The sequence below is a fragment of the Citrobacter sp. MGH106 genome (assembly GCF_001037495.1).
Taxonomy (GTDB): Bacteria; Pseudomonadota; Gammaproteobacteria; order Enterobacterales; family Enterobacteriaceae; genus Citrobacter; species Citrobacter murliniae.
Genome location: NZ_KQ089822.1, coordinates 3,801,966 through 3,825,924 on the forward strand (window position 1 = coordinate 3,801,966; position 23,959 = coordinate 3,825,924).

Genomic DNA, 23,959 nt, shown 5'->3' on the forward strand with positions numbered 1-23,959 from the left:
TTCCTACAATGACACTTAACCTTCAGCTCCTATTCGGCACATAAAGGAACCAACGATGCCCACGTCCCCTGAACTCGCGCTGCAACAGCGTTGCCAACAAATCGTGACCAGTCCGGTGCTCAGCCCTGAACAGAAACGCCATTTTCTGGCGCTGGAGGCAGAGAACGCTCTACCTTATCCCCATTTGCCTGTTGAGGCCCGCCAGGCGCTGGATGACGGGGTTATCTGCGATATGTATGAAGGTCATGCCCCGTTCAAGCCGCGCTATGTTTTACCCGATTACGCTCGTTTTCTGGCCAACGGTTCATCATGGCTGGAACTGGAAGGCGCAAAGGATCTTGATGACGCATTATCCTTGCTGACCATCCTGTACCACCATGTTCCGTCAGTAACCTCGATGCCGGTCTACCTCGGGCAGATCGACGCTTTGCTGCAACCGTATGTTAGAATTCTAACACAAGAAGAGATCGACATTCGAATAAAACGTTTCTGGCGTTATCTCGACAGAACGCTGCCAGATGCGTTTATGCATGCCAACATCGGTCCTGCTGACACACCAGTTACGCGAGCAATTTTACGTGCAGATGCAGAGTTAAAGCAGGTTTCCCCTAATCTGACATTTATTTATGATCCGCAAATTACTCCTGACGATCTTCTGTTGAACGTAGCGAAAAATATTTGCGAATGCAGCAAACCACACATTTCCAACGGCCCTGAAAATGATAAAATTTTCACAAAAGGCCACTATGGCGTGGTCAGCTGTTACAACTCCCTGCCTCTCGCTGGGGGAGGAAGTACGCTGGTCAGACTCAATCTGAAAGCCATCGCAGAGCGCAGCACGTCTGTCGATGACTTCTTTACGCGCACTCTACCGCACTACTGTCAGCAGCAAATCGCCATCATTGATTCACGATGTGAATTCCTCTACGAGAAATCACATTTCTTTGAGAATAGCTTCCTGGTGCAGGAAGGGTTGATTGATCCCAAACGTTTTGTACCAATGTTTGGGATGTACGGTCTGGCGGAAGCGGTAAACCTGCTTTGTGAAAAGGCCGGCCTGAGCGCCCGCTACGGGAAGGATGAGAGTGCTAATGAGATGGGCTATCGTATCAGCGCCCAGCTTGCTGACTTTGTGGAAAACACACCAGTAAAATATGGCTGGAAGCAGCGCGCGATGCTGCATGCGCAGTCGGGTATCAGTTCTGATATTGGCACCACGCCGGGTGCGCGTCTGCCTTATGGCGATGAGCCGGATCCTATCACCCATCTGCAAACCGTTGCACCACACCACGCGTATTATCACGCCGGGATCAGCGATATTTTAACGCTGGATGAAACCATCAAACGCAATCCTCAGGCGTTGGTACAACTTTGCCTCGGGGCGTTTAAAGCTGGTATGCGTGAGTTTACGGCCAACGTGAGTGGTAACGATTTGGTACGCGTGACCGGTTATATGGTGCGCCTGTCCGATCTGGAAAAATATCGCGCCGAAGGCTCTCGCACCAATACCACCTGGCTGGGTGAAGAAGCCGCCCGCAATACGCGTATTCTGGATCGACAACCTCGTGTGGTAAGCCATGAACAGCAGATGCGCTTCGGTCAGTAAGATCATCCCTTTCTCCTGCGTGGACGGGCCAGGCAGTCGTCTGACCCTCTTTTTACAGGGGTGTAATTTGCGCTGTAAAAATTGCCACAACCCGTGGACGATGGGACGCTGCAACGATTGCGGGGAATGTGTTCCGCAGTGTCCACATCAGGCGCTAAGCCTGAATATGAGTAAAGTGGTGTGGCATTCTGATATTTGCCAGCAATGTGATACCTGCCTGCAAATGTGCCCACAGCAGGCGACACCGATGGCGCAGACCATGAGCGTCAATGAGGTTCTACGCCACATCCGTAAGGCATCATTGTTTATTGAGGGGATCACCGTCAGCGGTGGGGAAGCCACAACTCAACTCCCCTTTGTGATTGCGCTATTCTCAGCGATCAAAGCCGATCCGCAGTTACAGCACCTGACCTGCATGGTGGACAGCAACGGCTGGCTTGGCGAAACCGGCTGGCAGAAGCTGTTACCGGTTTGCGACGGTGTAATGCTGGATTTCAAAGCCTGGGACAGCGCATACCATATGCAGCTTACCGGGCGCGATAATGCGACGATCAAGCGCAGTATTCTCTTTCTGGCTAAGCGGGGAAAACTTGCGGAATTGCGCCTGCTGGTCATTCCCGGTCAGGTGGATTATCTGCATCATATCGAACCACTGGCGGCGTTTATTACCCAACTGGGACGCGTACCGGTGCGGCTTAATGCATTCCATGCGCATGGCGTATATGGCGAAGCCAAAGCGTGGGCGAACGCAACGCCGGAGGATGTGGAGCAATTGGCGAAAGAATTACGCAAGCGCGGGGTGGATAATCTGATTTATCCAGCGTTATATTTGTGAATTGCCGGATAGCGCCTACGCCTTATCCGGCCATCAGAGGGTAAACAACGCGGTCGTATTGCGATACAGCACATCAGCAATCACGTCCGCTGGCTCTGGACGCAATTCACATAAAACATCAAACACCCGGACCACCTGTTCCGGGCGGTTAGGCTGGCCCTGAAAACCGTTTAACGGCATATCCGGCGCGTCGGTTTCCAGCAGCAATGCTTCCAGCGGTAACTGCGCCACCACCTCACGCGTTTTACTGGCGCGTGGATAGGTAATGGTCCCGCCCACGCCAATTTTATAGCCCAATTGAACAAAGCGCTCCGCCTGCTGCATGCTTCCTGCAAAACCGTGTACTACACCGGTTCGCGGGAGGGCGTGGCGTTTAAGATGCATCGCCAGCTTGTCATGGGTGCGGCGCGAATGCAGGATCACCGGCATATCGTAGCGTTTCGCCAGCTTAAGCTGCGCCTCCAGTACCCATTCCTGCTTGTCGAAGTGCGGATCGTCGCGCCACAGATCCAGTCCGATCTCTCCGACGGCAACTACTTTCTGCGGTCGTTTTTCCAGTTCCTGTTGCAGTCTATCCAGACAGTCGCCGTCGTGATGTTCAATAACAATGGGGTGCAGACCCAATGCGGCAAACAACGATGGATAGGTTTGTGCTAACACCAGCACGCGGAAAAAATTCACCGCCTCAGTGGCCGGGACAATGATGCTGTTCACCCCGGCCTCAGCGGCACGCTGGATACTGGCAGGTTCATCACCGACAAAGGGCGGAAAATCAAAATGACAATGCGTATCGATAAAACGATAACTCACGCCAGATCCTCATTATTGAATGTCGTATCGTTGGCCTGGGGTGCGTGGGTAACCAGCGGGGCATGGGCATCATTGGCAACCGGTGCAGGAGGGACCACCACCGGCCCCGGCACCACAATCTTCGGAGTCTGGCGCGGCAACGGCGTATTTTTCGTCAACAACTTACCCACGGTAGCCAAAAAGTAACGACCGCAAAGGCGTCCTGTTTTGTAGTCTTCTCTCAGTGCCGGAATACGGCTACCTAACGCCATACTGTGCAGCGGTTTTGGCGGATAGATCTCAAAGATACGCAGCTTACCGGGCGGTTTTTCAATAAAATTCTGAATAGCACGATAGCTGGTTTCATGATGCTGAACTAAATTCACCAACGGTTGCAAGCTGCTTTCCCCCAGCCAGCGCTCCATCCGCTTGAACCACTGTGGCGTATAGTACATTTGCGAGGGCACGGTGCGGATCACCACCAACGTTTTTGCCCCCTGCTTTGCCGCCTCCTGCACGGGGATAGCATCGCTAATTCCCCCATCCAGATAGTTGACACCGTCAAGCAACACTCCCGAACGATAGAATCCCGGAATAGCACTGGAGGCGCGGATAAGGTCGAGCCAATTCTGTCGGGTAGGTGAAAAGTAGCCCGGGCTATAGTCATCTCCCCGACAGGCGCACATGTAAAAAGCTTTTCCCGCTGCAAACAGGCGCTCTGCGTTATCAATCGCCAGCGGCATCTGCGTCGATGTTGAATCCACCAGCCAGTCGAGATCGATAAGATTTCCCCCGCGCACAAATCGCACCGGGTCAAAGAACTCACGCTTTGTGGTGTAACGCATAATAACTTTGCGTCCGTAACCGGGCTGATTACAAAGATAGGCCGAAAGATTTTGCGCGCCAGCGGAAGTCCCGTAGTAGAAATCAAAGGGATTGAATTGCGCACGCATGAACTCATCCAGTACGCCTGCAGTAAAGATCCCCCTTTGTCCTCCGCCTTCGCACACCAGCGCCATACTGCCAGGTTGAAACGGACGTAACGATAACGGCGCAATATTACCGAGCGTGACGGGTATTCTCTGCCCCACCTCTGCCTTCCTGTATTTTTTGTGATAGAACGACAAAGTAACGCAATTTGCTCATCGCTAAAACCGTAAAAGCCAGTCCACTGGACTGGCTTGGTAGCAATTTTTCTTTACGGTTTACGCGCTAGGGTCGTTTACGACCGGTAAACAGGCTAACCAGAAACAGGATAATCCCGACCACGAAGACTATTTTTGCCGCACCTGCAGCGGTACCCGCAAGTCCACCAAATCCCAGAGCGGCGGCAATTAACGCGATAACCAGAAATATGATGCCCCAACGAAACATACGCTTCTCCTTTACCATAGTTAATGTCAACCGCTTGATATGGACGCTCAGGCCGCCCTTTTGCGATATTTTTTAGTGTGGTGCACAACACGCCTTCCGACAAACATCGGGAAGGCGAATTAAGTCGAATTACTGAGTTTTGAGATCGTTTTTGACGCTTTTCACGCCATCAACGGCTTTGGCGATGCTCTCAGCACGATCGCTTTGAGCCTGTGAATCGACGGTTCCGGAAAGCTGAACTACACCATCGGTAGTCTCTACTTTCACTTTACGGGAAGGGACTATGTCATCAGCCAGCAGTTTCGCTTTCACTTCGCTGGTGGTTGCCGTATCGCCCGCATAGCCTTTTACAGTCGTACTTTTGCTATCCCGAACGTGCAGTTTGTCGCTAACGGAGGTCACCCCTTCAACGCCTTTCGCTACCTTCACCGCTTCTTCAGCCTGGGCCTGGCTTTCAACAAACCCACTTAACGTAACCACTTTTTGGTCTGTTTTGACGGAGATATCGGTGCTCTTAATACTTTCGTGATCCACCAGCGCGGCTTTTACTTTTGCAGTGATGGAGCTGTCATCCATGAAATTACCGACTTTGTTCATAGAGCTATCGACTTTCTGCCCCGCGCTTTCAAGACCGGATTGCGCTTTGTCCATTGTCGCGTTTTCTGCAAAAGCAGAACCCGTTGCAACAGCAGAAGTCAGCATCACGGCCAGCAGCGTTTTAGAAATCTTCAGTCTTGTCATTGTCATCGATTTAATCCTGTTTTTTTGCTCATAATTCGAGCATTGGCAGCACATGTGCTGCATTGCTGAATGTGGCGAAAATCACTCAATTCAGAAGTCAATGGTCGCCATCACAATCAACAGTACTCACATTGATGTTCTGCACGACGACAACCCGAACCAGTTATTAATATCGTGATAAAAATAAATATCAGTTCTAACAACCATAAACATATATTTGCATGGCATTTAAAGCCGACACTTATGTCATCACTTTGTTAAATATAGATCACAATTTCGAAGTCGCTGACCAAACAGATTAAAAAACAGACAAAACGAAGATAAAATGCGGGATTTAAGAACATTCCGTAAGGGATTAAAAAGGCAGGGAAAGTCGCAGGGTACGGCAGAAGCCGCACCCTGGAAGGTCGATTAGTGTTCGCGCGTTTTACGGAACGTAACGTCAGGATAACGTTCCTGGGTGAGGTTCAGGTTAACCATGGTAGGGGCAATATAGGTAAGATTATCACCACCATCCAGCGCCAGCTGAACTTCGTTTTTACGCTTAAATTCTTCGAATTTTTTCACGTCTGTACATTCTACCCAGCGCGCAGTTGCCACGTTGACCGACTCATAAATCGCTTCAACGTTGTACTCGCTTTTCAGGCGTGAAACGACCACATCAAACTGCAGCACACCGACCGCACCAACGATCAGATCGTTATTGGCAATCGGACGGAAGACCTGCACCGCACCTTCTTCAGAAAGCTGAACCAGACCTTTCAACAGCTGTTTTTGCTTCAACGGATCTTTCAGGCGAATACGACGGAACAGCTCCGGTGCGAAGTTCGGGATACCGGTGAACTTCATCATTTCGCCCTGAGTAAAGGTATCACCAATCTGAATGGTGCCGTGGTTGTGCAGACCGAGGATATCGCCTGGATACGCTTCTTCCACGTGAGAACGATCTCCAGCCATAAAGGTCAGCGCATCTGAAATAACCACATCTTTACCAATGCGCACCTGACGCATTTTCATGCCTTTCTCATATTTTCCGGAAACAACACGCATAAACGCCACGCGGTCGCGATGTTTCGGGTCCATATTGGCCTGAATTTTAAAGACGAAACCAGTGAACTTCTCTTCTGAGGCTTCAACTACGCGGGTATCGGTTTTACGTGGCATTGGCGCTGGCGCCCACTCCACCAGACCGTCCAGCATATGGTCTACACCGAAGTTACCCAGTGCGGTCCCGAAGAAAACCGGTGTTATTTCACCCGCCAGGAACAGCTCATGGTCAAACTCGTTAGAAGCCCCCTGAACCAGCTCCAGCTCATCACGCAACTGCTGAGCCAGATCTTCACCCACTGCCGCGTCGAGATCCGGGTTATTCAGACCTTTGACAATACGAACTTCCTGGATGGTATGGCCTTTACCGGTCTGGTACAGGTAGGTCTCATCTTTATAAAGGTGATACACGCCTTTGAACAATTTACCGCAGCCAATCGGCCACGTAATCGGCGCACAGCCGATTTTCAGCTCGTTTTCCACTTCATCCAGCAGTTCCATCGGATCGCGGATATCACGGTCAAGTTTGTTCATAAAGGTCAGGATCGGGGTATCACGCAGACGCGTAACTTCCATCAACTTACGGGTCCTGTCTTCAACACCTTTTGCGGCGTCGATGACCATCAGGCAGCAGTCCACCGCCGTCAGCGTACGGTAAGTATCCTCAGAGAAGTCTTCGTGCCCAGGGGTGTCCAGCAGGTTCACCAGACAGTCATGATACGGAAACTGCATTACCGAGGTAGTAATGGAGATACCACGCTGCTTTTCCATCTCCATCCAGTCAGATTTCGCATGCTGGCTGGAGCCACGGCCTTTTACCGTACCGGCGGTCTGGATAGCCTGTCCGAATAACAGCACCTTTTCGGTGATAGTCGTTTTACCGGCATCCGGGTGAGAAATAATGGCAAAAGTGCGGCGTTTAGCCACCTCCTGCAAATAAGGAGACAACGTCATAGTCAAATCTTCTTAGGTAAGCACGGCATCAGGCCGGGCATGTTGAATACGAAAAATTGCGGCTATTTTACCCATCAACAGGGGGGAGGCAATCAGTGTTTACACAGGAGTTGCTCCAGTTCGCTTAATGACGCAACCGTCCAGGTCGGCTGAATGCCCACAGGCTGCTCACGATGGTGTGCATTTAGCCAGCAGGTGGACAGTCCGGAATTGATACCGCCAAGAATATCTGACTCCGCAGTATCACCCACCATAAGTACTCGAGAGCGATCAGGATTGCCCGCCAGCGTCAGTGCATGATCAAAAATACGCGGATCGGGTTTTGCCACACCAACCTGTTCAGAAATGACCAGCAGATCGAAAAAGTCTCGCAGACCCGTACGCTCAAGGCGGATTTGCTGCAATGCGGTAAAGCCGTTGGTAATAATGCCAATTTTCGTTTTGCCACGAATCGCATTCAAGAGCGAAACAGCGCCCGGTAGCGGGGAGCAAATCTCCGCCATCGCATTAATAAAAGCGTCGTTCAGAGAGCCAGGCGGCACGTTCAGGCGCTCAGCCCAGCTCTGGAAACGAGCATGCTGCAGTTGTAATGACGTTATCGCACCGTTTTGATAGTCCACCCACAGTGGCTTATTCACGGCCTGATAGTCCTGAAAATCTTCAGCGGTAAAGGTAATGCTATAGTCGAGAAACATCCGCTGTAGGCCGGTAAACGCATCAAATGTGAACAACGTTTCATCGGCATCAAAGAAAATCCAGTCCCACTTCATCATCATTACACCTTGTCTTACATGCTGATTGGCAATGCCATTATAATGGCGTCTTCGTGACCGTCGGCTGTCGGATAGTAATTACGACGAATCGTCGCTTCGTTAAAGCCTAAGCTTTCATATAGCGCGATAGCCGCAGCATTCGAAGCGCGCACCTCGAGCCACAGCGTCCGAATCCCCCGCTTTTCCAGTTCATCGATCAAATGATCCAGTAGTTCGCGTCCTAAACCTCGACGCTGAAAATTAGGGTCGACGGCAATATTGAACAGCGTAGCTTCATCCAGCACCACCTGCGTAATTGCAAAGGCGGCCATCGTTCCGTCAACTGTGAGCTGAAAATTGAGGTAACGATCGCCCTGGTTGCTGGCAAATGTTTTTTCACTCCATGGAAATGCATGGGCGCGTTTTTCAATCTGAAATGCTGTGGGTAAATCAGTCGGACCGAGGGAAGAAATCGTGTTCATATGCGCAGATTTGTTGCCATAAAGCGGCACGTGCCGCTGGGTTTTCCCGTAATTCATTAAACGCCGGGCTGGCGACCTGAGCGCCATCCAACTGCAAAGGCTCTTCGGTACCCAGCCGCCAGCTATTACAGCGACTGCCTTGTGGTAGCATGGCGACACGGTCAGGCGTCAGTTGTAAAACCTGATCCGGACTGACGGTCAATGCGTGTAAAATATCGCTCATCAACGGTTCGGTTAGCGCGGGTAACTCCGCGGCAACCATTACCAGACGGACATGCGCAGGAATTGAAACCGCGATCTCGCCCTGCAGTGCGCCAGGACGACGCAGCGACCACTGCGTAATGCCCAGTTGCTGTAACTGCCAGTCTCGTCGGGATGTCATAGCGAAACACTCCTGTCTATCAGGGGCGCAAATATAGCAAATCTGTCGAATCAGCGCCAACAAACAACGATACACGTCATCCCGCAGGCCGCCTTGATACAGCTTGAATGATTTTGTGTATATAATCGCAACCTGTATAAATTGAGGAGCACTCCATGTCTGCTTTTACCCCGGCAAGTGAAGTCTTGCTGCGCCACAGTGATGATTTCGAACAAAGCCGTATTCTGTTTGCCGGTGATTTGCAAGATGACCTGCCAGCCCACTTCGAAAGCGCCGCCAGCCGGGCGCATACCCAACAACTCCACCACTGGCAGGTATTAAACCGTCAGATGGGTGACAACGTTCGCTTTAGCCTCGTCGCACAGGCCGAAGACATCGCAGATAGCGATACGTTAATTTACTACTGGCCCAAAAATAAGCCGGAAGCCCAATTTCAGCTGATGAATATTCTGTCGCTACTGCCGGTGGGCAGCGATATTTTTGTCGTCGGTGAGAACCGCAGTGGCGTACGCAGCGCAGAACAAATGCTGGCCGAATACGCACCGCTGAATAAAGTCGACAGTGCGCGCCGCTGTGGCCTCTATCACGGTCGTCTGGAAAAACAGCCAGTCTTTGACGCCGAAAAATACTGGGATGAGTACAACGTTGACAATTTGACCATCAAAACGCTACCTGGTGTGTTCAGCCGTGATGGCCTGGATGTGGGCAGCCAGTTGCTGCTGTCAACGTTGACACCGCACACCAAAGGTAAAGTTCTGGATGTTGGCTGTGGCGCAGGCGTACTCTCCGTCGCATTAGCCAGCCATTCACCGAAAGTTCGTTTAACGCTGTGCGATGTCAGCGCATCTGCGGTTGAAGCCAGCCGCGCAACGCTGGCCGCAAATGGTATTGAAGGTGATGTTCTCGCCAGTAACGTCTTTTCCGATGTGACCGGGCGCTTTGATATGATCATCTCTAACCCGCCATTCCACGACGGTATGCAGACCAGTCTTGATGCCGCACAAACGTTAATTCGCGGGGCGGTTCGTCATCTGAACAGCGGCGGTGAATTGCGTATTGTGGCCAACGCATTCCTGCCTTACCCGAAAGTGCTGGATGAAATGTTTGGCTTCCATGAAGTCATCGCCCAGACCGGACGTTTTAAAGTGTACCGTACCGTGATGACGCGTCAGGCGAAGAAAGCATAACTGGAATATGTAACGGCCATTTACATGGCCGTTTTTGCACCAATCAACCCAGACTGCACAATTAACTATTGACGAAAAGCTGAAAACCACTAGAATGCGCCTCCGTGGTAACGATACTTTTTGAGTATCGATGGTATGCGAAGGTGGCGGAATTGGTAGACGCGCTAGCTTCAGGTGTTAGTGTCCTTACGGACGTGGGGGTTCAAGTCCCCCCCCTCGCACCATAATCCACGTTGATATTGCTCGCTCTGGGCGAAGGTGGCGGAATTGGTAGACGCGCTAGCTTCAGGTGTTAGTGTTCTTACGGACGTGGGGGTTCAAGTCCCCCCCCTCGCACCAACGAGGCGATATCAAAAAGTAAGATGACTGTGCGAAGGTGGCGGAATTGGTAGACGCGCTAGCTTCAGGTGTTAGTGTCCTTACGGACGTGGGGGTTCAAGTCCCCCCCCTCGCACCAATTATCTTATTTTCCCTTCTGTTTTTTCTGTTTCACCTCACCCCTGATTCCAATTCATCATCATCAGAACAACGCCACCAATTAGCGCTGCGCATGAAGGTAGCAAAACAAAATGCCGTAATCGCTTGTGATACAGCATGAGTGAAGTCAGTAGTAACCCTAATACAACCACCGCTTTCCATGCGTAAACTGACAGGTCAGTAAATGCCAGCCCGGCAATTAATATTCCCGGCAGTAGCACTCCCCATCCACTGCCCAGCGCACGTTGCAACATGGTTTCACCTACGACATTGATAATGATAACCAATATCATATGATATATTTTCTCATTTGTCAGCCTGGAAAGACTATCAATTATATGAGTTTTACTTAACGATTGATGACATGAATAATTGAAGGTGATAAATTGCACGGCGGTTAGCTTTTCAACAAAAAACTATAAATACCTATGTGAATGATTTTTCACTCGTTATTTTTTCCCTGACAAACACATCTTCGTATCTTGCAGATAAATAACAATATTTACCTATGACAGTACAATCCTGGCGAGCTCTGCGCACTAAAAAATACCAACTCTCTTTACGTTTGTTTCTGCTTCTCAACGCAGTCTCCTCGTTGTTTACGCTTTTCTTCCCGCTTTTTGCCGTCAAGGCATTATCCGCACCAGCAGTACTCATCTGCGCCGCGAGTACGCTGTTGTTGGTCTGGCATGAGAAATATGTCGATAAAAGAATTAATCTCCCCCTTATTTCAATCATTTTTGGCTTGTTATGGGCGACACATATTGTTCTGAAATCTTCTGTATTAGGTCATAATGATTATTATTTTCTATTGATAGCGCTTCTCAGCGTGCTGTTTATTGGCTCGATTGCTTTTGCCAATAATATCATTGCGTTTACCCTCCATTCATTACCTTCAGTCGCCGTGTGTCTGTGGCTTAACGGTAGCGAGCACGGTCTGCGAATTATCTATTTTATGGCGCTGCCCATGGCCGGGATCGCTATTCAACACGTGATACAAAAGCGCTATGACGGTTTTGCCCAGCAGTTGATGTACAAGCTGCTGGAAGAGCGTGAAACACTAAACGGACTTAGTATGCTCGACCCATTAACGGGTCTGTATAATCGCCGGGGCCTGCAAAACCGGCTTGATACGCTGCTGGCCCTCAGTAATTCCAGGCACTATGTCCTGTTGCTGGATATCGACCATTTCAAAGCCTACAACGATCATTACGGCCATATGATGGGCGATCAGGCGCTGATTCGTGTTTCTGCCGCTATTCGCGACTCAGTGCGCTCGCGGGACGTAGTGGCGCGTTTTGGTGGTGAAGAGTTTATGGTGTTGCTGACCGCTATCGATCCAGCGCAGGCACAGGCTGCTGCCGAGCGAATTCGCCAGAAGGTCTACGATCTTAAAATTCCTCACATGTTTAATGAAAGCGTGGCGACCAATGTGACCGTCAGTATCGGCATTGCACCATTGGTAGATCAGGAGATTGACGAAGCCATCGCTAAAGCAGACAAAGCCCTCTACGAAGCCAAGAACCTGGGCCGTAATAACACTCTGGTCAGTGATGAACTACGGGTAAGCAGCCCCTCGGTCTGAGCTATCTGTGCGCTGTTGTCCAACATCGCGACAAAAATCTTGCCATCGTTTTCCCTCGCCTATAGGATTGGCAATCATTATCATTTAGATTAACATCTCTATATAGACATGGCTTACCGTTCCGCACCGATCGTTGAAGATGTCATCTGGCGAACCCCTCTCCCTCCCGAGAAAGCATCGCTGGCAGATTCCGTGCGAGCAACAATCGCTCAGACCCGCGAGCATCTACTGGACTTCATTCGTCTTGACGAAACACCGCCACAAAATGCCATGACGCTGCATGAATGGACCCAGCCCGCTACGCTAAACTCGTTGCTGGCAGTTTATTCTGACCATATATATCGTAACCAACCCACATTAACACGCGAAAATAAGCCACTGATTTCCCTGTGGGCGCAATGGTATATCGGGCTGATGATGCCTCCGCTGATGTTAGCCCTTCTGACACAAAAAGAAGCCATCGATACCGCTCCAGAACATATGCACGTCGAGTTTCACGAAACGGGTCGTGCTGCATGTTTCTGGATAGATGTACATCAGGATAAACACGCCACTGCCTTCACTCCACAACAACGGATGGAAACACTGATTCTCTCAGCACTGACACCCGTTGTTCAGGCGCTGGAGTCGACAGGTGAGATCAACGGTAAGCTTATCTGGAGCAACACCGGATATTTAATTCACTGGTATTTAACGGAGATGAAACCGTTACTCGGTGATGAATTACTGACAATGTTGCGACAAGCCTGCTTCTTTGAGAAACAGTTATCCTGTGGCCGGGACAATCCTTTGTGGCGTACTGTTGTTCCGCGTGAAGGACTGCTGGTTCGCAGAACCTGTTGCCAGCGCTACCGTCTACCCGATGTCCAGCAGTGCGGTGACTGTACGTTGAAATAAAAGAAGAACTGCCCCTCGTCATTCTTAACTGCCTGCTTATTCTCCTTCCCTGTTAACTGAATCTGATGTTGCGGCGTTGTTACAATAAAATATTTACAGTGATACTTTCCCTGTGACAAATTACGCCATGCAGTTTTTTGCTATATAGGGCTGCTTACAGGCGATTGGGAGAAAAGAATGAGTTTACAATCAGTACGGCAGTTTTTGGCGGAGCATGCCCCGGATATTGAAATCATCGAATTAGACCAAAGCACAGCAACGGTTGATCTGGCTGCAAAAGCCCATAACGTCGAGCCAGGTCAGATCGCAAAAACACTTTCGCTGAAAGTAAAAAACGACATTATCCTGGTGGTCGCCAAAGGGGATGCTCGTCTGGACAATAAGAAGCTGAAGAATACATTTGGTGCTAAGGCTCGTATGCTGAGTAGCGATGAGGTGGTCAATGCTACAGGTCATCCCGTTGGCGGGGTTTGTCCGTTTGGCCTGGAAACACCAATTTCCGTGTACTGTGATATATCGCTGAAACGCTATGCTGAAGTACTCCCCGCGGCGGGAGCCACACACAGCGCGGTTCGCATCGCACCTGACAGAATGGCTGAGCTGACTGCTGCAACCTGGGTAGACGTGTGTCAGTAACGAACCCAGGTCTTTGTGCCGGTGACTAACCCCGGCACTAATTGATCAATAACACCGTTACGAAACTGCATGAATAAATGGTGTCGACTCCCCGGCACGCAGATATAACAGAATATCGGCAGCGTTCAATAATCCGGCATCGGAGCTAACGCCCAGTTTAGACATTGCATTAAATTTATGCGCCCTAATGGTTTTAATATTCCGCTCAAGCTGAATAGCAATTTGCGGCATCGAATAACCATTCGACATAAAGCGTAGAATTTCACGCTCTGTTGGACTCAGCATACGACTTTGGTTGATATACCAAAGGTTTTTCGTGCTTTCTGTTTCCCTGCTAGCAAAATTCAAGGCTGCAAATAATCCCTCCTGTAAAACGCTTAACGAGGATGCTTTGCTAAGAACACCATCCAGTGGTAACGGCGACAGAGAGCCAATTAAACGCACTTCAGCATCATCATCGGCAATAACCACGCGGCGAATATGAGGGAAGTTCACCGCCAATTCAGTCAGATATACCAGTCCAGCTCGTCGATCAGTTCTTATCGCGGGAAGTGAAAAAATAACCGCTGAAAATGGCATATTTATCATTGTCTGGCTAAAGTCAGACTGGCTGGAAAAGAGATGAAGTTTATATTGATTTTTTGGCATGGTATTAAATAAATTATTAATACCCACACTGCTCATTACACACTTTTCTACCAACGCGACATTTCGTTTGACACTTCTTTTTTCCATTCCGTGGTTTCTCCATACAATGAAGGTAAATTCAGTTCTCGTGATCCTTGAGAACTATTGATCCATGCATACATCTCTGCATTGCTATGTATTGATAAACGACGCATCGCACTATTTTTTTGGGCACTGATTGTTTTATTGCTTTTCTTAAGCAACATCGCTATCTGATTAATTCCCCAACCTTTCCCCAGCAGTCGCAACACTTTTCTCTCTGACAGGGTAAGCACTATCGACTGCACGCTATGTTCCAGGATTTCAGGCGTTACGGGCGGTGAGAGCAACATTTTGCTAATTCTCTCGGCGCGAGTATTTCCCACATGAATTACATTCACTAAACTTTCGATTGGCTCCGCATCAGACAACAACGAACTACAAGGGCACATCAACAATTCAACGGCTAGCGGATAAAATTTGCGAGAAACGAGGAAGACCCAGTGGATATCACGGTACTGAGATAATAAAGAATAATACTGTTCACAGACTGAACGCGGCTGGCTAAAGTCCCCAGTTAAATCAATCATCACCAAATCGGAACGTCGTAGCTGCAATAAAGTGAGTTCTTCTGCACTGCGGAAACAGGTGAGCTCATAATTTGAGAAATGAGTTTGAATTACACTCTTTAATCCCGCTTGCATAATCGGCAGCGTACTAATAACAACTGCGTTTTTGCTGCGTCCTGGCAACATATATCCTCCACATCCATATGCCGTTTATCTCATTCACTCTATAAATTCTTAATGGGTAAGTAACATAATCAATAAGGAATGGTTAGAGTAAATAATAGATATTGTGAATTGTTTATCCTTAATTTAATTCATGATAATTCAGACCGCATAATAGCACTATAATCCTAATAGTACTTTGCTATAGAGCCATCGTCGCATAATTACTCATAAAACATTAAATGTACAATTAAAATAACTAAACTATAACATTAGCCATTCTAACTTATTTAGCATTCAGCCCATAAAATAATAACGCTTTCTGATCGTAAGTTAGCAGGCTCAGTATGGTGAGAGGATGCTTCAAACAACTTAAATTTTCACTCAATCGCTAAAACTAAATGTCGCTTCACATTCAGCAGACAAGCACGATGTCTCTTTTTTTCAACACAAATATTGATCTTAGCCAGAGCCATTGGGCTTATACTTCATGATAAAAGTAGACATTCGTCATTCAGAGAGCGTTTTTTCAGTCAGAGTGAGCTATGCAAACAGAGCAGTCGTCACAACGAACGGTTACACGGTTATGTATACAATGCGGGCTTTTTTTACTGCAACATGGGGCAGAAAGCGCACTGGTTGACGAGCTCTCCACCCGCCTTGGGCTGGCTCTTGGAATGGACAGCGTAGAAAGCGCCATATCATCTAACGCAATCGTCCTGACCACGATTAAAAACGGACAATGCCTGACATCGACCCGTAAAAATCACGATCGCGGCATTAATATGCACGTCGTTACGGAAGTGCAGCACATCGTTATTTTGGCAGAACACAAGCTACTGGATGACAAAGGTGTTGAGAAACGCTTTAGCCAAATTAAACCGCTGCGCTACCCAAGATGGCTGGTTGCTTTCATGGTCGGGTTATCCTGTGCCTGCTTTTGTAAGCTCAATAAGGGCGGATGGGATGGTGCCGTTATCACCTTTTTTGCCAGCATGATCGCCATGTACATTCGCCAAATTCTGGCCTCCCGGCATTTACATCCGCAGATCAACTTTTGTATCACCGCTTTTGTTGCCACAACGATATCTGGCCTGATGCTGACTCTGCCCACCTTTAATCACACGCCGACCGTGGCAATGGCAGCCAGCGTGCTGCTGCTGGTTCCGGGTTTCCCACTGATTAACTCCGTTGCAGATATGTTTAAAGGACACATTAATACCGGCCTTGCTCGCTGGGCTATTGCCAGTCTGCTCACACTGGCCACCTGCGTTGGCGTAGTGATGTCGATGACGATATGGGGGCTACGAGGATGGGTGTGATGGATTTCATTTTTGCACTACTGCAGGATATGGTCCTGTCGGCAATTCCCGCCCTGGGGTTTGCCATGGTGTTTAACGTGCCTCATCGGGCACTCCCGTGGTGCGCCTTGCTCGGTGCGCTCGGGCACGGCTCGCGAATGGCTGTAATGACCGCAGGACTCAATATCGAATGGTCAACCTTTTTAGCTTCATTGCTCGTAGGTTGTATTGGGATCCAGTGGTCTCGCTGGTATCTGGCGCACCCGAAAGTCTTCACCGTCGCGGCGGTGATCCCGATGTTCCCCGGGATCTCGGCCTACACAGCCATGATATCCGCCGTAAAAATCGGTCATTTTGGTTACAGCGAAGCGCTGATGATCACCCTGCTGACCAACTTTCTGAAAGCTTCATCTATTGTGGGCGCACTCTCTATCGGGCTTTCAGTTCCGGGATTATGGCTGTATAGAAAGCGCCCGCGCGTATAATTGATTAACCTTCTTACAATCCAACGGATGGGGGCGACCTTCCCTCATCCTGCTGCTCTCCCTCTTCTCTGTGTTACTATAAAAGCAGTCCCCTTCTCGGTTGTTGTTCGGTATTGAGAAACATTATGTCCTGCAAAATTTTGACCCCGGACGTCATCAGCATTGACGCCTTATTACACGATCACAACGCGGTGCTGGCAAAGTCAGTAGGGGGTGCTGTGGCCGTTTTCGCCAATAACGCTCCTGCCTTTTACGCGGTTACCCCTGCGCGGCTAGCTGAGCTATTGGCGCTTGAAGAGAAACTGTCCCGTCCGGGTAGCGATGTAACGTTGGACGCGCAATTTTATGAAGAGCCGCAAGCCGCTCCTGTTGCCGTGCCAATGGGGAAATTTGCGATGTACGCTGACTGGCAGCCAGACGCCGACTTTCAGCGACAGGCCGCCCTGTGGGGCGTGGCGTTGAGAGAGCCAGTCACCGCCGAAGAACTGGCTTCATTTGTTGCTTACTGGCAGGCGGAAGGTAAAGTCTTTCATCACATTCAGTGGCAACAAAAACTGGCGCGTAGCATACAGATTGGCCGGGCCAGCAATGGCGGGATGCCAAAGCGTGATGTAAATAGTGTCAGCGAACCTGACAGCCATATTCCACCAGGTTTTAGAGGATAACGATGAAAAACGTTGGCGACCTGATGAAACGTCTGCAAAAAATGATGCCACCCAATGTAAAGCCCGCGTTTAAAACGGGCGAGGAGTTGCTGGCATGGCAAAAAGAGCAAGGTGAAATTCGGGCTGCGGCGCTGGCTCGTGAGAACCGGGCAATGAAGATGCAGCGCACATTCAACCGTTCCGGTATCCGTCCCCTGCACCAAAACTGCTCGTTCGATAACTACCGGGTCGAGTGTGAAGGTCAAATGAATGCCCTGAGCAAAGCCCGCCAGTACGTTGACGAGTTTGATGGCAACATTGCCAGCTTTATCTTCTCCGGCAAACCCGGCACCGGAAAAAACCATCTGGCCGCAGCTATTTGCAACGAACTGCTGCTGCGCGGCAAGTCAGTACTGATCATTACTGTGGCTGATATTATGTCAGCGATGAAGGATACCTTCAGTAACCGTGAAACCAGCGAAGAACAGCTGCTCAACGATCTCAGCAACGTGGATCTGCTGGTGATCGACGAAATCGGTATGCAGACCGAATCCCGCTATGAAAAAGTGATCATCAATCAGATCGTCGATCGTCGTTCTTCCTCCAAGCGCCCGACCGGCATGCTGACAAACAGCAATATGGATGAGATGAACAAACTGCTGGGTGAGCGCGTGATGGATCGTATGCGACTCGGCAACAGCCTGTGGGTCATTTTTAACTGGGAAAGTTACCGTAGCCGGGTTACTGGTAAAGAGTATTAAAGTATTGGGAACACTCCTAAGTGATCCAGCGCTATACTGCGCTGAAAAGGCATAACACGAGTGACCTGTAATGATGAAAGCAACAAAACGTCTTCTTTGCTGTGCGGTTGCCGCCAGCACACTAATCTCTACTGGCGTTTTCGCCGCCTCCTGGCAAGATTCGCTCTCCAGCGCTGCCAATGAACTGAGTAAGCAAAGCACTGGCTCACAGAGCAGCACCTCACTCTCTTCCCTGACCAGCCTGCTGAGCAGTAATCAGTCGCTCACGTCGAACAGTATGAATAACGCGGCCGGTATTCTGGAATATTGTGCAAAACAGAAGCTCGCCTCGGTCACAGATACTGAAAACGTCAAAAACCAGGTTCTGGATAAGCTGGGGTTGGGAACGACGGAACAGAAAAAAGATACCAACTACCTGGATGGTATTCAGGGCCTGCTGAACGCCAAAGATGGTCAACAGCTTAACCTGGACACGATTGGTAACAGCTCGCTGGCAAAGCAAGTTAAAACCAAGGCCTGCGATCTGGTATTAAAACAGGGTATGAACTTCATTTCCTGATGTGATAAGCGCCGCGTACGGTTTTTTCACAGCCTGCGCGGTATCAATCTATTTCCCGCATACATTTCCCAAAATAATCAGTAATGCCCTTCAACGCCCCGCATATCTAAACCAATTCTGAATAACAACGTAATTAAATGTCACTACAATTGCAGCAATATAACAACGCGATTACATTGTACAGTCCAGAAATGATTAGCCTGCCAGGCAATTAATTGCCCGGCTTACTGAGGATCGTCCGTTGTCTGAATTATTCTCCATCGCTCTGTTTCTCGCTTCGGTATTGATTTACGCCTGGAAAGCGGGTCGCAACACCTGGTGGTTTGCCGCCATGTTAACGGTGCTGGGAATTTTTATTGTCTTAAATATCACACTGTATGCCAGCAACTATTTCACCGGAGATGGCATCAACGATGCGGTGCTCTATACGCTGACCAACAGCCTGACCGGCGCGGGCGTCAGCAAATATGTTCTTCCGGGTGTAGGGATTGCACTGGCGCTGACTGTCGTATTTGGCGCCCTGGGCTGGGTACTTCGCCGCCGTCGCCATCATCCTCATCACGTTGGCTACAGTCTGCTGGCCCTGATACTGGCACTGGCTTCCGTTGATGCCAGCCCGGCATTCCACCAGATAACCGAACTGGTCAAATCCCAGTCTCGCGATGGCGATCCGGACTTCACGGCGTATTACAAAGAGCCATCAAAAACGATCCCTAACCCGAAGCTGAACCTGGTTTATATCTACGGCGAAAGCCTGGAGCGTACCTATTTTAATAATGATGCGTTCCCGGACCTGACTCCGGAGCTGGGTGCATTAAAAAACGAAGGAATGGACTTCAGCAATACCATGCAGTTACCGGGTACGGATTACACCATCGCCGGAATGGTGGCCTCACAGTGTGGTATTCCGCTGTTTGCCCCGTTTGAAGGTAACGCTTCAGCATCAGTCTCCAGTTTCTTCCCACAAAATATCTGCCTGGGTGATATCCTGAAAAACTCCGGCTATCACAACTACTTTGTACAAGGTGCAAATCTGCGCTTTGCCGGAAAAGACGTCTTTCTGAAATCCCATGGTTTTGATTATCTGTATGGCGCGGAAGAGTTAAAAAGCGTGGTGGCAGACCCGGCATACCGTAACGACTGGGGTTTTTACGACGACACCGTACTGGATGAGGCATGGAAAAAATTCGAAGAGCTTTCCCGCTCCGGCCAACGTTTTTCACTGTTCACACTGACGGTAGATACCCATCATCCGGATGGTTTCATCTCCCGTACCTGTAACCGCAAACGCTATGATATCGATGGTAAGGCGAACCAATCCTTTAGCGCAGTCAGTTGTAGCCAGGAAAATATTGCTGAATTTATCAATAAGATCAAAGCCTCACCGTGGTTTAAAGATACCGTTATCGTGGTCTCTTCCGATCACCTGGCGATGAACAACACCGCATGGAAGTATCTGAATAAGCAAGATCGCAACAATCTGTTCTTCGTTCTGCGTGGTGACAAGCCTCAGCAGGAGACGCTGGCCGTGAAACGTAACACCATGGATAACGGCGCAACGGTGCTGGATATTCTGGGCGGCGATAACTTTATCGGCCTCGGACGTAGCAGTTTGTCGAGCGAATCCGTATCGGAAGTCTTCCTGAATATCAAAGAAAAAATGCTGGCGTGGAAGCCCGATATCATTCGTCTGTGGAAATTTCCCAAAGAGATGAAAAAGTTTACCGTCGATCAGGACAAAAACATGATCGCCTTCTCGGGGAGCCATTTCCGCCTGCCGCTGCTGCTGCGCGTATCAGACAAACGCGTTGAGCCGCTGCCGGAAAGTGAATACTCTGCCCCACTGCGCTTCCAGCTTGCTGATTTCGCCCCACGCGATAACTTTGTGTGGGTAGACCGCTGCTACAAAATGGCGCAGTTATGGGCACCAGAGCTGGCACTCTCTACCGACTGGTGCGTATCGCAGGGCCAGTTAGGCGGCCAGCAAATTGTACAGCACGTCGATAAAGCGAAATGGAAAGGTAAGACTGCGTTTAAAGATACAGTTATCGACATGGAGCGTTACAAAGGTAACGTCGATACGCTGAAAATTGTCGATAACGATATTCGTTACAAAGCCGACAGTTTTGTCTTTAACGTGGCAGGTGCGCCGGAAGAGGTGAAACAGTTTAGTGGGATTTCACGCCCCGAATCCTGGGGACGCTGGTCCAATGCGCAACTGAGCGAAGAGGTAAAAATCGAATACAAGGCTCCGTTGCCGAAGAAATTTGATCTGATCATCACCGCGAAAGCTTTCGGCGACAACGCCAACCGTCCTATTCCCGTACGCGTGGGCAACGAGGAGCAAACGCTGGTGCTAAGCCATGATATCAGCACCACCACGCTGCATTTTGATAACCCGGCAGATGCCAATACGCTGGTGATTGTCCCGCCCGACCCCGTCGCCACCAACGAGGGGAACATTCTGGGCCACTCGCCGCGTAAGCTGGGGATCGGGATGGTTGAAATTAAAGTTGTGGATTTACAAGGGTAAAAAAAACAGCGCCCAACACCACTCCGGGCGCTGCATGGCAACCTTAATCCAGACTTTGTACTGCGTGGCGCATTCCCTGCACCAGTATTAACTCCAGGTTTGCCGTCACCTGTTCGACAAGCCCTGGCAGCAATGTAAGATCTTGCCCCCAGTGAGTGGCATCACCGAGCACAACCATCACCAGCTCACGCAGCGTCAGGTCATTACCAACCCTCGGCCAGAGATCGGCATAGCGGCGGATCCACTGCTCATCATCCTGTAATGGATAATTCTCTCCCGCCCGTTCCCCGCGATAAAACGCGATTAACGCAGCCAGTGCAAACGTCAACCGCACCGGCCAGCGTGCATCTTGCTGCCCTGCCAGCAACTGCGGCAAAATACGTGTGCGAAATTTTGTCATCCCATTAAGCGCAATGGAGAGGAGCTGATGACGAATATAAGGGTTCTGAAAACGTCCACTAACCGCACCAGCAAATTCACGCAACTCATCGGCCGGAAGATCCAAAACAGGGATGACCTCCCTGTCAATTGCCTGCTCAACAAAGTGGCGTATATCAGCATCCTGCATCGCCTCACCAACGGTCTCCAGCCCACACAGCCAGGCCACAGGCACCAGTGCGGTATGAGCGCCGTTAAGAATGGCAACCTTACGTTCCTTGTACGGTTTAATATCGCTCACCACGCGGATATTTAACGGGCACTCCGCCAGTTTCAACTCTTCAGCCAGCCATAAAGGCCCCTGAATGACGAACAGGTAAAAATGCTCAGCTGTATCCAGAAATGCATCGTGATAACCCAGCGTTTGTTCCAGTGGCGCAGCTTCTTCACGTGGATAGCCTGTAACAATCCGGTCCACCAGTGTAGAACAGAAGGTATTCGCGGTTTCCACCCAGTCAGTAAACGCCGGAGAAAGCTGCCAGTCTCGCGCGTACTGCAATACCAGGGTTTTAAGCGCATCACCGTTATAGTCGATAAGCTCACAAGGAATAATCACCCAGCCCTTATCTGCCGCCCCGTCGAAATGGTTAAAGCGCTCCAGCAGCAGACGCGTCAGTTTGGCCGGAAAACTCACTGGCGGCGCATCATCGACGCTATCACCGGCGTGATAACTAATCCCCGCCTCCGTCGTGTTTGAAAATACAAAGCGGATGTCCGGATTGTGAGCCAACGCCAGATACGCCGTAAAATCCAGATACGGGTTGATCTCGTTATTCACCGAGCGGATTAGCCGTGCCTCACTCACCGCATCGCCCTGCTCATTCAATCCGCGAATGAGCGTGGTATATAACCCGTCCTGGGTATTCAGCGAAGGTGGAAAATCCGTATTAATCGGACGAACAATTGTCACTCCGGCCCGGAGATCTGTCTTCTCATTCAGGATATCCAGTTGCCAGTCGACAAACGCGCGCAGGAAGTTACCTTCACCAAACTGGATCACCCGCGTCGGATACCTTGCCCCAGGGAAATCTTGTCGATTCAATGTCTTCATCACAAAACCCTTCTCAGAACGTGATCACACCTTTGATTAATTCGCGGTTGTTAATCACATCCCGCTCGTAGATTTCCGCAAGCGTGGCAAACGCGTAACGGTGTGTGAGCATCATGTCAGCGGTCAGTTTGCCTTCAGACATCAGCCGCCCCACTTTGGCGAAATCTTCCGGCGTGGCGTTACGACTGCCCATCATGGTGGTTTCTTTCTTATGGAACTCAGGGTCAGAGAACTGCAAATCACCTTTGAACAGCCCAACAAAGACGATGCTGCCGCCGTGGCGAATCAAATTCACCGTATTGTTCATCGCATGCTGATTACCCGTCGCATCAATGACTTTTTGCGCCAGTGAACCACCAAACTGGGCACGTAGCTGCGCATCGAAATCTTCGGCAGCGGGATCGAGAACCGGAAGTCCCAATCGGGAGACAACATGTTCCCTGCGCGCGGGGCTGGTATCTGCCACCACTACCTGTGCGCCATCGGCTTTGGCAATTGCTGCCGCCCCAAGACCTATCGGCCCGGCCCCCACGACAAGAACCTGCTCACCCGGCATCACCGCCGCCCGGCGCACCGCATGTGCGCTGATAGCATACGGTTCAATCAGTGCAGCGGCATGTGGGTCAATTCCCTGCGCATCCAGCAGGTTCGTCACCGGAACGGACAAATACTCACTGAATCCACCATCCTGATGTACGCCAATCACTGAAATCTTCTCACAGCAGTTGGTACGCCCGCTCTGGCACGCCGGACACTGCTGACACGCGACGTAAGGAATAACTGCCACCTGCTGGCCCGTTTTCAGGTTTTGTATATTCTTACCCAGCCCAACAATCTCCCCGCATATTTCATGACCTAATACGCGTGGATAACTAAAAAATGGTTGGTTGCCTCCCCAGGCATGAATATCAGTCCCACAGATCCCGACAGATTTAATTTTTATTAATGCTTCACTTTCACCTGGAATAGGTATTTCACGCTCTTTCCAGACTAATTTTTTGGGTTCCTGGCAAATCAAAGTATTCATCGTAGACATGATTCGGCTC

At 49.9% G+C, this 23,959-nt stretch carries 25 protein-coding genes and 3 tRNA genes; 15 read left to right on the forward strand and 13 right to left on the reverse strand.

Annotated elements, in window-relative coordinates:
- The first annotated feature begins 55 nt into the window (after positions 1 to 55).
- Positions 56 to 1,606, forward strand: a complete 1,551-nt coding sequence (locus tag SK36_RS17710) for a YjjI family glycine radical enzyme (RefSeq protein ID WP_048222118.1) — start codon at positions 56 to 58, stop codon at positions 1,604 to 1,606.
- Positions 1,578 to 2,441 carry a YjjW family glycine radical enzyme activase gene (locus SK36_RS17715; protein WP_048222119.1) on the forward strand — a complete coding sequence of 288 codons (864 nt, stop codon included), beginning with the start codon at positions 1,578 to 1,580 and terminating at the stop codon, positions 2,439 to 2,441. The genes SK36_RS17710 and SK36_RS17715 overlap by 29 nt, the downstream gene beginning before the upstream one ends.
- Positions 2,442 to 2,474: 33 nt before the next feature.
- Here SK36_RS17715 and SK36_RS17720 read toward each other — a convergent pair whose 3' ends face one another.
- From SK36_RS17720 to holD, 8 genes are all read right to left on the reverse strand, one after another.
- A complete protein-coding gene (locus SK36_RS17720) occupies positions 2,475 to 3,251 on the reverse strand; it encodes a metal-dependent hydrolase (RefSeq protein WP_048222121.1) in 777 nt (258 codons plus the stop codon).
- Positions 3,248 to 4,321 (reverse strand): patatin-like phospholipase family protein, encoded by a 1,074-nt coding sequence (locus SK36_RS17725; protein WP_048222123.1) that lies wholly within the window; start codon positions 4,319 to 4,321, stop codon positions 3,248 to 3,250. Before SK36_RS17725 ends, SK36_RS17720 begins: the two co-directional genes overlap by 4 nt.
- A 121-nt stretch (positions 4,322 to 4,442) precedes the next feature.
- Complete coding sequence (locus tag SK36_RS23970; protein ID WP_003019081.1) at positions 4,443 to 4,604, reverse strand: DUF1328 domain-containing protein; 162 nt, start codon at positions 4,602 to 4,604, stop codon at positions 4,443 to 4,445.
- A gap of 129 nt (positions 4,605 to 4,733) precedes the next feature.
- Positions 4,734 to 5,351: a molecular chaperone OsmY gene (osmY, locus tag SK36_RS17730; RefSeq protein ID WP_045439469.1), complete on the reverse strand. Its 618-nt coding sequence runs from the start codon at positions 5,349 to 5,351 to the stop codon at positions 4,734 to 4,736.
- 405 nt (positions 5,352 to 5,756) lie between these two features.
- Positions 5,757 to 7,346, reverse strand: a complete 1,590-nt coding sequence (gene prfC / locus SK36_RS17735; protein ID WP_045439466.1) for a peptide chain release factor 3 — start codon at positions 7,344 to 7,346, stop codon at positions 5,757 to 5,759.
- Between the two features lie 92 nt (positions 7,347 to 7,438).
- A complete protein-coding gene (gene yjjG, locus SK36_RS17740) occupies positions 7,439 to 8,116 on the reverse strand; it encodes a pyrimidine 5'-nucleotidase (RefSeq protein WP_045449431.1) in 678 nt (225 codons plus the stop codon).
- Positions 8,117 to 8,133: 17 nt separating this feature from the next.
- On the reverse strand, positions 8,134 to 8,580 hold the full coding sequence (rimI, locus tag SK36_RS17745) for a ribosomal protein S18-alanine N-acetyltransferase (RefSeq protein ID WP_048222126.1): 447 nt from the start codon (positions 8,578 to 8,580) through the stop codon (positions 8,134 to 8,136).
- Positions 8,549 to 8,962 carry a DNA polymerase III subunit psi gene (gene holD / locus SK36_RS17750; RefSeq protein WP_045439461.1) on the reverse strand — a complete coding sequence of 138 codons (414 nt, stop codon included), beginning with the start codon at positions 8,960 to 8,962 and terminating at the stop codon, positions 8,549 to 8,551. Before holD ends, rimI begins: the two co-directional genes overlap by 32 nt.
- Positions 8,963 to 9,117: 155 nt before the next feature.
- Here holD and rsmC point away from each other — a divergent pair, with 155 nt between their 5' ends.
- The 4 genes from rsmC to SK36_RS17770 all read left to right on the forward strand — a co-directional run bounded on the left by rsmC (position 9,118) and on the right by SK36_RS17770 (position 10,606).
- Positions 9,118 to 10,149, forward strand: coding sequence for a 16S rRNA (guanine(1207)-N(2))-methyltransferase RsmC (gene rsmC / locus SK36_RS17755; RefSeq protein ID WP_048222128.1), 1,032 nt, complete (start codon positions 9,118 to 9,120; stop codon positions 10,147 to 10,149).
- 137 nt (positions 10,150 to 10,286) lie between these two features.
- Positions 10,287 to 10,373: transfer RNA gene (locus SK36_RS17760), tRNA-Leu, on the forward strand.
- Between the two features lie 28 nt (positions 10,374 to 10,401).
- Positions 10,402 to 10,488, forward strand: a tRNA-Leu gene (locus tag SK36_RS17765).
- A gap of 31 nt (positions 10,489 to 10,519) precedes the next feature.
- Positions 10,520 to 10,606: transfer RNA gene (locus tag SK36_RS17770), tRNA-Leu, on the forward strand.
- 37 nt (positions 10,607 to 10,643) lie between these two features.
- Here the strand turns inward: SK36_RS17770 and SK36_RS17775 are convergent.
- A complete protein-coding gene (locus SK36_RS17775) occupies positions 10,644 to 10,919 on the reverse strand; it encodes a DUF1435 domain-containing protein (protein ID WP_048222130.1) in 276 nt (91 codons plus the stop codon).
- A 215-nt stretch (positions 10,920 to 11,134) separates the two neighbouring features.
- Between SK36_RS17775 and SK36_RS17780 the strand changes: the two genes are divergently transcribed.
- The 3 genes from SK36_RS17780 (at position 11,135) to SK36_RS17790 (ending at position 13,744) form a co-directional block, all read left to right on the forward strand.
- Entirely contained in the window at positions 11,135 to 12,211 is a 1,077-nt protein-coding gene (locus SK36_RS17780) for a GGDEF domain-containing protein (RefSeq protein WP_048222131.1), read from the forward strand.
- Between the two features lie 108 nt (positions 12,212 to 12,319).
- On the forward strand, positions 12,320 to 13,108 hold the full coding sequence (gene fhuF, locus SK36_RS17785; RefSeq protein ID WP_045439449.1) for a siderophore-iron reductase FhuF: 789 nt from the start codon (positions 12,320 to 12,322) through the stop codon (positions 13,106 to 13,108).
- Between the two features lie 177 nt (positions 13,109 to 13,285).
- On the forward strand, positions 13,286 to 13,744 hold the full coding sequence (locus SK36_RS17790) for a YbaK/EbsC family protein (RefSeq protein ID WP_045439446.1): 459 nt from the start codon (positions 13,286 to 13,288) through the stop codon (positions 13,742 to 13,744).
- A gap of 57 nt (positions 13,745 to 13,801) precedes the next feature.
- On the opposite strand, the gene bglJ is transcribed toward SK36_RS17790, so the two are convergent.
- Together bglJ and SK36_RS17800 are read right to left on the reverse strand one after the other, a co-directional pair.
- Positions 13,802 to 14,479 (reverse strand): DNA-binding transcriptional activator BglJ, encoded by a 678-nt coding sequence (bglJ, locus tag SK36_RS17795; protein ID WP_045439444.1) that lies wholly within the window; start codon positions 14,477 to 14,479, stop codon positions 13,802 to 13,804.
- Positions 14,440 to 15,165: a response regulator transcription factor gene (locus SK36_RS17800; protein WP_048222133.1), complete on the reverse strand. Its 726-nt coding sequence runs from the start codon at positions 15,163 to 15,165 to the stop codon at positions 14,440 to 14,442. Before SK36_RS17800 ends, bglJ begins: the two co-directional genes overlap by 40 nt.
- Before the next feature lie 521 nt (positions 15,166 to 15,686).
- Here SK36_RS17800 and SK36_RS17805 point away from each other — a divergent pair.
- The 6 genes from SK36_RS17805 (at position 15,687) to opgB (ending at position 21,424) form a co-directional block, all read left to right on the forward strand.
- The gene (locus SK36_RS17805) at positions 15,687 to 16,463 is read left to right on the forward strand and encodes a threonine/serine exporter family protein (RefSeq protein ID WP_048222135.1); all 777 of its coding nucleotides are present in this window, start codon (positions 15,687 to 15,689) and stop codon (positions 16,461 to 16,463) included.
- Positions 16,454 to 16,927, forward strand: coding sequence for a threonine/serine exporter (locus SK36_RS17810; protein WP_045439436.1), 474 nt, complete (start codon positions 16,454 to 16,456; stop codon positions 16,925 to 16,927). Before SK36_RS17805 ends, SK36_RS17810 begins: the two co-directional genes overlap by 10 nt.
- A gap of 125 nt (positions 16,928 to 17,052) precedes the next feature.
- Complete coding sequence (gene dnaT, locus SK36_RS17815) at positions 17,053 to 17,592, forward strand: primosomal protein DnaT (RefSeq protein ID WP_048222137.1); 540 nt, start codon at positions 17,053 to 17,055, stop codon at positions 17,590 to 17,592.
- 2 nt (positions 17,593 to 17,594) lie between these two features.
- Entirely contained in the window at positions 17,595 to 18,332 is a 738-nt protein-coding gene (gene dnaC, locus SK36_RS17820; RefSeq protein ID WP_045439430.1) for a replicative helicase loader DnaC, read from the forward strand.
- 70 nt (positions 18,333 to 18,402) lie between these two features.
- Positions 18,403 to 18,891 (forward strand): YjjA family protein, encoded by a 489-nt coding sequence (locus tag SK36_RS17825; protein WP_048222139.1) that lies wholly within the window; start codon positions 18,403 to 18,405, stop codon positions 18,889 to 18,891.
- 241 nt (positions 18,892 to 19,132) lie between these two features.
- Positions 19,133 to 21,424 (forward strand): phosphatidylglycerol--membrane-oligosaccharide glycerophosphotransferase, encoded by a 2,292-nt coding sequence (gene opgB, locus SK36_RS17830; protein WP_048222140.1) that lies wholly within the window; start codon positions 19,133 to 19,135, stop codon positions 21,422 to 21,424.
- 43 nt (positions 21,425 to 21,467) lie between these two features.
- On the opposite strand, the gene SK36_RS17835 is transcribed toward opgB, so the two are convergent.
- Together SK36_RS17835 and SK36_RS17840 are read right to left on the reverse strand one after the other, a co-directional pair.
- Entirely contained in the window at positions 21,468 to 22,913 is a 1,446-nt protein-coding gene (locus tag SK36_RS17835) for a tagaturonate reductase (protein ID WP_048222142.1), read from the reverse strand.
- A 13-nt stretch (positions 22,914 to 22,926) separates the two neighbouring features.
- Positions 22,927 to 23,949, reverse strand: coding sequence for a zinc-binding alcohol dehydrogenase family protein (locus tag SK36_RS17840; protein WP_045439419.1), 1,023 nt, complete (start codon positions 23,947 to 23,949; stop codon positions 22,927 to 22,929).
- Positions 23,950 to 23,959: the final 10 nt, after the last annotated feature.